6 protein-coding genes are annotated in these 12,533 nt (G+C 41.1%); 3 read left to right on the forward strand and 3 right to left on the reverse strand.

The window, feature by feature from the left end:
- Positions 1–18: 18 nt before the first annotated feature.
- Positions 19–804 carry a LytTR family DNA-binding domain-containing protein gene (locus Q0954_RS11685; RefSeq protein ID WP_299456997.1) on the forward strand — a complete coding sequence of 262 codons (786 nt, stop codon included), beginning with the start codon at positions 19–21 and terminating at the stop codon, positions 802–804.
- A gap of 320 nt (positions 805–1,124) precedes the next feature.
- Here Q0954_RS11685 and Q0954_RS11690 read toward each other — a convergent pair whose 3' ends face one another.
- From Q0954_RS11690 to Q0954_RS11700, 3 genes are all read right to left on the reverse strand, one after another.
- Positions 1,125–1,373: a hypothetical protein gene (locus tag Q0954_RS11690; protein ID WP_299456999.1), complete on the reverse strand. Its 249-nt coding sequence runs from the start codon at positions 1,371–1,373 to the stop codon at positions 1,125–1,127.
- Between the two features lie 98 nt (positions 1,374–1,471).
- Positions 1,472–5,272 (reverse strand): HAMP domain-containing sensor histidine kinase, encoded by a 3,801-nt coding sequence (locus Q0954_RS11695; protein ID WP_299457001.1) that lies wholly within the window; start codon positions 5,270–5,272, stop codon positions 1,472–1,474.
- Positions 5,273–5,534: 262 nt separating this feature from the next.
- Entirely contained in the window at positions 5,535–6,149 is a 615-nt protein-coding gene (locus tag Q0954_RS11700; RefSeq protein WP_299457003.1) for a fumarylacetoacetate hydrolase family protein, read from the reverse strand.
- A 428-nt stretch (positions 6,150–6,577) separates the two neighbouring features.
- On the opposite strand from Q0954_RS11700, the gene Q0954_RS11705 reads away from it, so the two are divergent.
- Positions 6,578–9,196: a S8 family serine peptidase gene (locus Q0954_RS11705; RefSeq protein WP_299457004.1), complete on the forward strand. Its 2,619-nt coding sequence runs from the start codon at positions 6,578–6,580 to the stop codon at positions 9,194–9,196.
- A 416-nt stretch (positions 9,197–9,612) separates the two neighbouring features.
- A complete protein-coding gene (locus Q0954_RS11710; protein WP_299457006.1) occupies positions 9,613–12,105 on the forward strand; it encodes a VIT domain-containing protein in 2,493 nt (830 codons plus the stop codon).
- Positions 12,106–12,533: the final 428 nt, after the last annotated feature.

Here is a 12,533-nt window from a genome sequence, read left to right on the forward strand (position 1 = left end):
ACTAAATCACGAATATACATGAAAATACTTATTGTAGAAGATGAGGCACTTGCGATAGAAAAGCTACACCGTTTGCTTGATAAGTACCCTCAAACTATAGAGGTAATAGAGACGCTCGACTCGGTAAAAAAAACCGTGGAATGGTTTGGCGGTGCCACTACCCTACCCGATTTGATTTTGATGGACATTCATTTGTCTGATGGATTAAGCTTCGACATTTTCGCAAAAGTCGACATCAAAACTCCGGTAGTTTTTGTAACTGCTTATGATCAGTACGCCCTGAAAGCTTTCAAAGCAAACGGAATTGATTATTTACTGAAGCCTATAGACTATAATGATCTTAAGGGAAGCTTAGATAAGTTTCAGACACAGTTTAAGCAAAAGGAGGCAAACCCTACACCAGCAATGGCAGCACAAATGACGTCTTTGCTGGAGCAATTTAAGCACTTGAAACAGGAAGATTACAAAACCAGATTTTTGGTAAAAGCGGGCAACAAGTTGATACCAATACTAAGCAATCAAATAGCTTATTTTTATAAAGATGACCTGGTGTTTTTATTGACCCAAGATAACAAAAAGTACCACGTAAATTATTCGCTTGACGAAATGGAGCGGATGCTAGACCCTCGCTTGTTTTTTAGAGCCAACCGTCAATTTATGGTCAATGTACAAGCCATCGAGAGCATTCACCCTTATTTTAAGGGCAAACTCAAACTAAAACTTAAACCTACGCCTACCATTACCAATGAAGTGATTGTAAGCCAGGAAAAAGCCAGTAAGTTTAAAGAGTGGGTAGATAGTTAGTGTTCTGGCTTCTAAGTGGGTAAAGTGAAAATTTTGATATTAGTTTATTGGTTAGGAATAGTGAGAAATTAAATTACCATTCTTGAGGTAGAGGTTTTGTTTTGAGACGAGGCTATTTTTTGCGCCCATAGCAGCGCTACGGGTAATAAAAATAACGAAGTATCAAGGCGAAAAATCACCCCTCAGAGTGTAAATTTATTTTTGAACAATTCCTTAGAAGATGGGCAACCAGCAATTCACCTTGGCTAAAACCATTGCAGGGTAGAAAACAGTAAAACCTGTTTCAGGCATATTTACTTGCCCAAAACAGGTGAAGTTAACTACTCATTCTTAGATGATTGTCTTTTGTCTTCCAAATCTTTTTTACGCTGTTCATAATCCCTATGCATTTGCCTCACATCTTCCCCAATCTCAAACAAACGTTCAAGTTCTTCGGGAGTCAACTTTTCAAAATCCATTTTGGCAATAGAATCCTTGATAAAATAGCTAATATCATTGGCTTTTTTGATAACCTGCTGCGCCTTTTCTAAATCTTCGGGTGAAAATTTACTTAAATCGTGATCTTCCATGTGTTTGCTATTGTTTAATTTAGTAGACTACAAGATACTAAAGTTTAGTAACGTGTTCAAGGAAGAAAGTGTTATATGATTTGTGCAGCTAAAAACCATCATTCCATCAAGGGTAAATCTATAAAAAAGCTCGTCCCTTTGTCTTCCTCCGTCTCGAACCAAATATGACCACCTGCGTGTTCAATACCACGTTTGGCAACCGCCAAACCAATGCCTGAGCCCGACTCTTTGGTAGTAAAATTGATGACAAACACCTTTTTTCTGATATCTTCTGGTATGCCACTTCCATTGTCTTTTACCTCAATTCTGATGTTTTGCTGGGGCAAACGGGTAAGGTTAATTGTTACCTGAGGGCGAATGTCAGAAGGTACCGCCTGGATAGCATTGAGCACCAGGTTGGTAAAAATACGTCCCATCAATTTTTGGTCACCCATCACAAAAAACTCCCCACTGGCAATGTCCGTTTCCAGGTCTATGTTTTTATTATTGGTATACAGATTTACGGTTTCTTTCAATACTGCCGAAATCTCAAATCGTTCACTTTTAGGGATGGGCATTTTGGCAAACGACGAAAACGATGTAGCAATATCGCTCAAGGTATCTACCTGGGTGAGCAAGGTCTTAAAATAACGGGCAAACGTTTCTCTTACTTCCTCTTCTTGTTGTTGCAAACGCATTTCCAGCATTTGCAAAGTGAGTTTCATGGGCGTTAGCGGATTTTTGATCTCGTGTGCTACCTGACGAGCCATTTCGCGCCAAGCCGATTCTTTTTCGCTGCGTGCCAGAGCTTCTTTACTTTTTTCGAGATTGATCAACATCTTATTATATTCATCTACCATTAGACCTATCTCATCTTTTGAGTTCCATTCGAGTGGCTCGTTTTTCTCGTGTAACGTAGTTTTTCGTATTTTTTGGGTAATCAACCGTAGTGGGTCAGTCAAAATCTGGGAAGCAAAATAAGACACAATCAAAAACACAATAAATATAGTAGTGAATATATTCATAATTGTTGATAATACATTCACCATTTTTTCGTCCAGCTCATTTTTAGAATCAAAAAATGGAATACTTAAAATGCCCAGTGTTTTTTTGGTTTCGTAAGACTTCAGTGGTATGTATACCGACTTATAGTTGAGCTGCCCTACCGATTCGCTCAACAAGACTTTTTTTACCTGATTGCCCGAAAGGGTTTGGTATGCTTTGTAATTGAGGTACTTAGACAACAAACCGTATTTTTCGTAGATAGAAGGCTGAGTAGAGGTGATGAGTTTGCCTTGGGGGGTAAAAATATTAATGTCTACCTCAAGGTATTGCCCTATTTGGATGAGCTTATCGAACAACTGGCTTTGGGTAAGCGATTTTTCCTGGTAACTCTCTACATAAGGTAAAATATTGGTGGCAACGGTTTCTGTTTTCTCAAAAAACGCATTATCAAAATCATTTTGATATGACGAATCAATCAGGCTCAACATAGCCAAACTTACCGTGATAAGCGGCAGAAAGAAAGCAACATTGAGGTAAAACTGGATGCGGGTAGCAAAGTTTACCTTGATCTTTCTTACCCTGGTGAGTAGGCTAAACAATAGAATAATGTTGGTGATAAACAATACCAACAACAAAAACAGGAAAGAAAAATTAGAGAAAAATTGTGACAACGGGTAATGCTCTTTTGAGATCACCACAAACTTTTTGCGCCCACCATTGGTCACCAGGTGTTTAAAGTTTTTATGTACCAGGCCTTTGGTAATTGCCTGATCATTGGCCAAGAACTTAATATCAAAATCACGCTCATAGTTATAAGTACCTGCGCTATAGATCAACTTGTTTTTTTCAAACACCGCATAACTGTACTTTTTAAGTTCCGAAGTACGCAAAAACTGCTTGTCTACCAGTAACTCAGGGTATACATTGGTGGAAACAGCCCTTTTTTGCTTAAAATTTAGAATAATATACCCTTTTGGGGATTTTTTATCACCTATAGCTATAAACCCCAGGTATTGTTTAATCAGGTTGGCTCCTAAATCATTGATAAAGAAAATGTCAGGATGTTCGGTTTCGTAAAATATGCGGTCATACTTCTTTTTGTACTCAAAGTAATTGGTAAAAATCACATCATCTTTGGTCAACGAAGGGTCTTGTGTGTTTACTTTGTTGATAGGTGGGTTGGTGTAAGTATTGCCATCTTTACCACTAAACAATAAAATATCTACCAGGTACTTATTAAAATCGTTGCCCAGGTGTTTGACCACTTGTGCCCTTATTTGCTTGTCTTGAGAGGTGCTGTCGTTAAAGGCAGTAGTAAGCGTAGAGTCTTGTTTGATCGATTTGATAGCGTCTTTGAGGTAAAATTCAGTACGCAAGTCGTTTTCAGCAATCAAAAAATCTCCAATTTTGCGGCGCTTCTCTATAGCTTCCCTTTCGCCAAAGTCTACCACTACATACGCCCCCATACTAGCGCAGGCAAGCGCTCCCAAAAACATATAAATGGTAGAAAGATATTTGAAACGATAAAGTTGACGGGGCAACCTGATGGCTACCAATATAGCAAAATAACAACCATTGATAATCAAGACCATTGGTTGTAACAATTCGGCAAAAAAACTAATGAGTACATAAGCGCCTGTGCCCAATACAAACAACACAATAACCGATATGGAGTCGCGGGTAACATAACGATTGGCAGCCAGGTTGAGCCTGATAAAAAGACGGCTGAATATATGGGTGGCAAAAAAGTAAAAGCCCGATACCAACAAAAACACAATGCCTGCCACCAACTTAGCAGATGTTACCTCTATATTTTCGGTAATGTCTACATTGATTTGCTGAGAATCTACAATGATGGTTTGCAGTATATAAAAAGTGAGTTGCAAGGCAAAAAAGCTCAAAATCACCAAAATGATCGACACCCGCTGTTTTTTGTTATAAGGCAGGTTAATCAAATAACGGTACGACCTAGACCTGAAGTAATATCCCGAAAAATAAACGACCAATCCTACCAAAATGCTCACATTGATGAGGAGGTCGCCAATAGAAGGTGAGAGCTCCGACGAAGCATAAATATGGGGGCTAAATAATTGACTGCTGGTAAAGTTACCCGGAAAGCCGAACTGTAGCATCAACAACCTTACTCCCACCAAGTACGCCGCAAACAATAAAAAGCCCAGTTCAAATTTTTTGCTTCGCACCAGTTGCTTCGCCCAAAGATTGACCTGTAGCCCCAAAAAAAACACACTTAGGCTAATGAGTATAATAGTAATAAACGAAGTTTCGGTTTGTTGAACCATCGGCTTGCCAGAGGGCTCCAGACTAAATAAAAACTGTTTGTTTTTGCTAAATATATTGCGGTGTCGTTTATTTTTGGTCAGCGAAATTTTCACTGTATTATCAGAAATAATGTGGGCATTGTACCCCGACTTAAGGTAGGCGTTGCTGATGGGGTATTGGGTATATACAGGCAATAGGCTAAACATCTCTAGTTTGCCCTCTTTGGGGTGTGCTATGATGGTTTTTAGCGCCAAATAATACCCATTTCTAAACTTAAACATCTCGGTAAGGTACTGCCCTTTTATATCCTGATAATCAGGCACAAACCTGTAGTTAGTCCAATACTTTAGCTCGCTTTGTTTATAAATATAACAATGGTATTGCTGCTTAAAATTTCCGTTGGCAAAAGATTGCAAACCTTGGGTAAGAATAGCCTTGGCTACAGTACCCGACTCCTCTTTCATGGCAGCTATTTCACGCTGCACCCGCAAGGTAATCTCCTTTACCCTTTGTTCATCTATGGTTTTGGGTTTTGAGGGCACAATATAGCCCATACCCAAAGCTCCCAAAAGGGTAACCACGCAAAGAGTAATATATATATAATTAAAATACTTTCTGGAATTTGATGCCATCATAATTTGTTAGGCATATTACAAAAATTACATAAAAAACAAAAGTAATGCCTCAATCCAGCTTGCCCAAACGAAGCAGAAATTGGATCATTGCATCACAGCGTTCTCTTAACAAAATGTTTTGAATAATAGTTGACCGGAAAACCGATCAGATATGGCATCATTTGATCTGGTATATTACCCCTTAAAAAACTGCGCCAATCTGTGTATTTAGCCCGGAAAGTTACCAAAAAGTTACACAATCCAGGCAAACAGTGTGGCAACCTTACTTTACATCTATGCTCAACATTTTTTTATCCTCAAAGTAAGCCGTCATCGTATCACCTATTTGTACAGGTCCTACCCCGGCAGGCGTACCCGTAAAAATAAGGTCGCCTTTTTGAATCAGGAAAAATTGAGACAAATAAGCAATAATGGCGTCAAAGCTAAACATCATGCGGTTGGTATTGCCCGCTTGTTTTACCTCTCCGTTAATGTCCAGTCTGAAATTAATATTGTGTACATCAGGAATATCCTCTACCTTGATAAATTCATTAGACAATGGAGCCGATCCGTTGAAACCTTTGGCTATAGCCCAGGGCAAGCCTTTTTTCTTGGCTTTAGCCTGTAAGTCCCTTGCGGTGAGGTCTATACCTACCCCTATAGAGTCATAATATTTGTGGGCAAACTTTTCGTCTATGTATTTACCATTGCGGCATATTCTCAGTACCAGTTCTACCTCATGATGAATGTCTTTCGAAAAATCGGGGTAATAAAAAGGCTTGTTATTGGTGAGCAAGGCAGTATTGGGCATAGTAAATACTACTGGTTCATCGGGGCGTTCATTGCCCAATTCTTCAATATGAGCCACATAGTTTCTGCCAATGGCGAATATCTTCATAAAAAACTTACTTTACTAAAACAAATCAAGCCCCGAAGATGGGCAATTGTGGGTTAAATAGCAAGACATAAGCGCAGCGTTATGATGGCTAAAAAAACGAAATCATGTATATTGCCCGTTATTGCTCACCAACAAAAGGTGCCACCTTTGGGTACACCCCCTAATCAAATTTGAGTAATAAAGGAGGTAAACCCAAGGAATGGTGAGAAATTAAATTACCATTCTTGAGGTAGAGGTTTTGTTTTGAGACGAGGCTATTTTTTGCGCCCATAGCAGCGCTACGGGCAATAAAAATAACGAAGTATCAAGGCGAAAAATCACCCCTCAGAGTGTAAATTTATTTTTGAACAATTCCCAAGGAAGCTCAATAACAATCAACCACTACCAGTCAACCCTGGTTTTGACCGGGCATTTATAACAAAAGCTTTATGAAAATACTCTTACAAAAAATTCAACTGCTAACCCTTACCCTTACTTTAAGCATGGCTACTTTTGCCCAAAAAAGATTTGAAACTATAAAGGTAGCCCCAGGGTGTTTGTCATACACCAATACCATTCAGGTAAAAATTCTTAATTTTAAGGCATTTGATCAGTGGTGTACCCAATATTTGCCTCAAAACAAAATCAAGCAATTGTACCCCAATATAGCACAAGTAAGCAATGCCTGCCACCAAACCATTGCCAAACTCGCTGCTTGCCCACAAGTATTGTTTATAGATCGTGGCAAGCTCTCCGCCAAAACTGAATTGAGTTTTGACAGCCGAGGAATATGGCTTAATAAAATAAGTGCAGTTCACCAACTCTACCCCCAACTCAACGGCGATGGCTTGTTTGTGTCGGTGCGTGAAGACCCTTTTAATATAACAGACATTGACTTTGCCGGGCGCATTGCAGACACCACCAACCTAGGCAAAACTGTAGACACGCACGCTTCTATCATCGCCAGCGTTATTGCCGGAGGTGGCAACAGTTCGTCGGGCGCTCTGGGGGTAGCCTGGAAAGCCCAACTCTACTCTTCTGGGTTTAGAAACGGACTCGCTCCCGACAATGGCAATACGCTCATGAAACAAAAAGCATACGTGCAAAACCACTCGTATGGTGTAGGGGCTATAGAAAACTATTATGGCATCGAAGCCGAAGCTTATGACCAGCACGGCATTGACTTTCCGCAATTGTTGCACGTATTTTCTATTGGCAACTTTGGCAATCAGGCAGATGCGACGGCTCACACTAAGTATAACATCAAGGGTTTTGCCAACCTATCAGGACAGTTTAAGGTAGCCAAAAACGTGCTCACAGTAGGCGAAATAGACACCAACTCGGTAGTGACTACCCTTAGTAGCCGAGGGCCTGCTTATGATGGGCGGGTCAAGCCCGAATTGGTTGCTTACGGAGGAGGTAATGGCTCCTCGGAAAGTGCAGCTATAGTATCGGGCATTGGTTTGCTGGCGCAACAAGCCTACCAGCGCAAAAAAGGGCAAACTCCACCTGCAGCTTTGCTCAAAGCGGTACTCATCAACGCAGCTGACGACTTAGGCAGGACGGGGGTTGACTTTGAATACGGGTTTGGTAGTGTTGACGCCTTGGGTACTATTAAAACCTTGGAAGACAACCGCTATGCGACCGAAATTTTAGCAGCTACCAACGACCACAAGACGTTTAAGATTACTGTACCCACCAACGCCCAACACTTGAAAGTAACCTTGGTATGGCACGATCCAGCGGCAAAGGCAGGCAACACCAAAGCATTGGTCAATGACTTAGACCTCAGTGTAAAAAAGGTGGGTACGGGCACCATTTGGAAACCTTGGACACTCAACACCTTTGCCCATGCCGACTCTCTGAAACTGCCTGCTCAACGAGGCGAAGATCACCTCAATAACATAGAACAAGTAATGCTTAGTTTTCCGGAAGCTGGCACATACGAAATCAATGTCAAAGCCTTTAGTCTGGCTGTATCCAACCAACGCTTTAGCATCGCTTATGAGTACCCTACGGGTTTTGAGTGGGTGTATCCTTTGCAAAACAATGTATTACAAGCCGCTCGCACGAGTCGCTTGCAGTGGAACTGGCACAAGGTAGCCGAACCGGGTAAGCTGGAATACAAACTCGCCAATAGCAACACCTGGCAACTCATTGCCCACCTGAACGACCTGTCAAAAGAATACCACCACTGGGCAGTACCCAACCTGTTTGCTCCTATACAAATACGCTTGACCGCCCAAAGTGGCTTTAGCTTTACATCTGACCCTTTTCAGGTAATGGCAGGGTTTGCCCCCAATGTAGGGTACAACTGCCCACAAGCAATTATGTTGTTTTGGCCACCGTTGCCTGGCGTGAGCAGTTACCAGGTATATAAAATGGGCGAAAAATACCTCGAACCAATCGCTCAAGTACAAGATACGCTCGTTGTGATCAACAAAAGTACCCACTCCAGTAAGTATTTTGCGGTTGCTCCTTTCATTGACAATACCGCGATAAGGTGGGGCAATACAATTAATATTGATTTTAAGGGGATCAAATGCTATTTCAAATCGTTTTTGGCAACCCCTGGGTTTAATGACACTACCCGCTTACAACTTGCGTTGGCCACCGACTACCACCTTAGCAATATCGCCCTACAGCGTAGCAACCGTTCGGGTGAGGGTTTTAAAACGATCGCCAACACTCTCCCAAATGGGGCTTTGTATACCTTTAGTGATGCTTCACCCTTGGCTTATCGCAATGTATACAGGGTGGCGCTTACCAATGCCCCAGGCAACACATTTTATAGCGACGAAGTAGAAGTATTAGTGGTAGCGCAAAACGAGTTTTTTATGTACCCCAACCCTACTCGGCTCAACCAACCCCTGGTAGTGACTGACCGTCGCAATGAGATTGAAAAAGTGAGGATACTCAATCTGGCAGGCAAAGTACTGCAACAATATGTGCCCAACGGCAGCGACCAAAAAGAGCTATTTACCGATGGACTGGCTACTGGTGTATATTTGGTTGAGTTTATGCTCAAAGACGGTAGCCGCAAAACCAAACGTTTAGTAATCAAATAACAGGCGCGCAATACCTGTGTGATTGAGGAGCTTTAAACAAAGTATTTTAAATACTCAAAAGTTGCCTGTAAGTGAATGTAAGCAATATTTCCAGGGTTTCCTTAACGCCCTTAGGCTGACGCCAATGTGAGACATCGGGGAAGCATGACAGAAAGAATTTAGTCAAACAGAGTAGGCTATTTTTGTAGTTTTTACTAAAGCCCAGCGGAGACTGCACCCACATCCTATTGAGACGCCTTATATTTTAACTAAATATACCCTCTCCTACTCCCTTTAGTACTTAGCCTTGTCTACCTAATAAGGGAGCAAACGAGAAATAGTATACGCATTTTTAGGTACTTTATTTCTTGATCCCTCCCTAAATACTCACAGGGAATTAACCAAAAAACATTTCACCCTCAAAAACTTCATGTATTATGAAAACAAGCATTCAATTAAAAAACACCCTGCTTCAGGTGCAGTTATTTGCCCTGATGCTGTTGATTGGGTTTGGGGCACAAGCACAAAAAAAGCCCACTAAAACACTTTCGCCCTACTTTTTGGTCAAAAGCAAAAACTCTAAAGTAGACCAGATGCCTCTAAAAGAAACATCGGTAAATGTAAACGTGGCAGGGGTCATTGCCGACGTAACCGTAACCCAGGTATACAAAAACGAAGGTAAAAATACTTTGGAAGCCATTTATGTATTTCCGGGGTCTACTCAAGCGGCAGTATATGCCATGACAATGACTATAGGCGAGCGCAAACTAATTGCCAAAATAGAAGAAAAAGGCAAAGCTCGTGCACAATACGAGACTGCCAAAAAACAAGGCAAGACGGCTTCGTTGCTAGAACAACACCGTCCCAATGTTTTTCAAATGAATGTGGCGAATATTTTACCCAAAGACTTGATCAAAGTAGAGTTACATTATACCGAACTGTTGGTGCCCACCGATGGTGTGTATGAGTTTTCGTACCCCACTGTAGTAGGTCCGCGCTACTCTGATACTCCTGTCGCTAAAGCAACCTCTAGCGAAAAATGGGTCAAAAACCCTTACCTCAAAGAAGGAAGTAAGCCTACTTATACTTTTAATATCAACACCACCATCAACGCTGGCATGCCTATTCAACAAATGGCGTGCACTTCGCACAAAGTAAATGTAAACTATCAGGACAAATCTACGGGGGTAATCAAACTAAAAAAATCAGAGAAATTTGGTGGCAACCGCGATTACATTGTACGTTACCGTTTGGCAGGCAGTAAAATTCAGTCAGGTTTGCTTTTGTACGAAGGTGAAAACGAAGTGGCAAGCGGCAAAGAAGAAGACGACGAAAATGCCGAGAAGTTTTTCTTAATGATGATGCAGCCCCCAAAAGCACCCAACAACAGCCAGATTCCTCCTCGCGAGTATGTATTTATTGTAGATGTATCAGGTTCTATGCATGGGTTTCCTTTGAGTGTGTCTAAGCGGTTGTTGAAAAACCTGATAGGCAAGCTACGCCCCAAAGACAAATTTAATGTGATGTTGTTTGAAAGCAGCAACCAGATGATGTCGCCCGAATCTATGGAAGCAAACCAGGCAAATATCCAAAAAGCTTTTGGGGTAATAGACCAACAAAGAGGCGGAGGTGGCACCCGCTTATTGCCTGCCCTCAAAAAAGCGCTTGCATTTAAACAAACCAAAGATTACTCACGCTCTTTTGTGGTAGTGACCGATGGATATGTGACCGTAGAAAAAGAAGCTTTTGACTTGATTCGTAATAACCTGAACCGCGCCAATTTGTTTGCTTTTGGCATTGGCTCATCAGTCAATCGTTTTCTGATAGAAGGAATGGCACGTGCCGGAATGGGCGAACCTTTTATAGTAACTCACGGTACAGAAGCTGACGTAAAGGCAGAAAAGTTTCGTAACTATATTCAAAACCCAGTGTTGACCAATATCAAGATCAAGTATGATGGGTTTCAAGTATACGACACTGAGCCCTGGACAGTGCCCGATGTGTTTGCTGAGCGTCCTATCATTGTATATGGAAAATATAAGGGCAAGCCTACCGGCAAAATCACTGTTACGGGTTTATCGGGCAACAAAACCTACCGTAAAACTATCAAGGTAAGTTCGGCTACTCAGGAAAACAACCAAGCAATTCGCTACTTGTGGGCAAGAGAACGCATCAAACTACACGATGATTATCGTAAATATTATGGCGCCAACCGCCAAAAACACGTTAAAAAAATTACTGAGCTAGGACTCAAGTATAACCTGCTTACTCAATACACTTCTTTTATTGCCATATCGCCAGAGGTCAGAAACAAAGAGGGCAAAATAGTATCGGTAAAACAGCCTTTGCCCCTGCCCAAGGGAGTGTCTAAACACGCTGTAGGCAACACCCGCTCAGTAAACTATAGCCCTAGCTCAGGAGCAGGCTACAAAAAAGTAAGAAGGTATCGTCCTAGGAGAACACAGAGTTTAAAGAAAAACGACGTAAAAACATCTGTTCCATCTACTACCATACACCTAAGGGGCTCAAGCTCAATAAACACTGAAGATAAAGAAGTGGGCTTGCAGGAGGTAGTAGTAACAGCCATAGGTAAGCGCAGTAAAAAAGACAGCAAGCCAAAGCCACCTGCCCTCAACCGGGTATATCATCGGGTAAAAACTGGCGAGACACTTGCCGTTATTGCTAAAAAGTACCGCATCAGTGTTGCCGAGCTTCAACTTTGGAACAACTTGGGTAAAAGCTCTTCGCTCAAAACAGGTAAAAAACTAACAATATATATTTCTAAAAAAACATATACTGTAAAAGCAGGCGATTCGCTCAGAAAAATAGCTCGACGCTTTGGAGTAAAAGCCCGTCAAATAAAAACCTGGAATAAGTTGCAAAGTAAGCAACTCAAGGTGGGGCAAACCCTTATCATTTATGGTAGGTAGTCGTTATTTATACACCTTTATTTATTTTGATGCACAAAAACAACCGTCCACTGGGCGGTTGTTTTTTTTATCTGGGTACTCAACCCTGCGCTGCTTGAACAAATATCAGGACAAAAACCGGATAAACACTTACCTAAAAACAGGTACATACCATAGGCTGTTTTTTAGATAAAAATCAGAGGTAAAATGCTCCCAGGGAAAACTAATGATTGTCTACTGGCTAAATGACAATTATCATTTTAATAATTTGCCTAAACTTCTATATTTGTATTAGTTTATTAGATATTACAATAGTCCATAGTATTTAGTTGATAGTCCATAGCTGATTCGAGTAAATGCTCACCTTGTTAAATACTGCAAACCAGTGTTTTATATTAGGATTGCTTACTCACTTTATTTTTAAAAGTGTTTCGGTTTTACGCCCAAAC

The sequence above is a fragment of the uncultured Microscilla sp. genome (assembly GCF_947493425.1).
Classification (GTDB): Bacteria; Bacteroidota; Bacteroidia; order Cytophagales; family Microscillaceae; genus Microscilla.